1 protein-coding gene is annotated in these 711 nt (G+C 49.4%); it reads right to left on the bottom strand.

Features of this window, described 5'->3' with window-relative positions:
- Positions 1 to 711 (bottom strand): MFS transporter (locus tag GRP75_RS28650; RefSeq protein WP_160791077.1); only part of this gene is annotated, 711 nt, incomplete at both ends.

The raw sequence follows: 711 nt of genomic DNA, 5'->3' as shown, positions 1-711 counted from the left end.
AAAATCCAAAGGGTAGTCGTCACCGACCATTCGCTCATGCTCCAGCCTGTTACATATTGAAGAACTGCTCCGCCAATTCCGCCTGACGCAATCAGAATGCTGGTCGTTCTCTCGGTCATTCTCGGAATCAGCAGGTTCGCATAGACGAGGGCAATACAGAAGAGACCGGACATGAATAACCCTGCACCAAAAATCAGAAGGTATGTAGCCCACTGACTGGATACAAACGCCATTGCAACCAGAAAGCAGAAAGTTCCGATTCCGCTCCACAGCAGGAAAGGAATATATCCTGCTGACTCAGCAATCTTCCCTGAGAACATGCGGCCGATGATCATCGCAATCCAGAGTATGCTAACACCCAACGAGGCTACGGATTCCCGAATCTGCAGGGTCTCGATCAGAATAGAGGGCAGGAAGTTCATGAGCCCCAGTTCAAGCCCCATGTAAACAAAGAAGAATACAATGAATATTCCCAGTAACACACGGTGCTGTACCGAGTACCGGGCTTGTTCGACCGATCGCTCAGAGGTTTGGAGATCTGCTTGGATAAGGTGGGAAGAGGAGGAAGCAGGCATGGTAATCCAGAACAGTCCCAGAATAAACGTCAGAAGGGAAATGGTGTAGAAGGTCAGATACCACATTCCAAGCCAGATATACAGGCTTACCACTGCGGGAATGAGCAGTGCACCAAGTGCAAAATAGACATCCAGC

Origin of the sequence: Paenibacillus sp. OT2-17 (assembly GCF_009827695.1) — a bacterium.
Taxonomy (GTDB): Bacteria; Bacillota; Bacilli; order Paenibacillales; family Paenibacillaceae; genus Paenibacillus; species Paenibacillus polymyxa_B.
This window is presented reverse-complemented; position numbering and strand designations above follow the sequence as displayed.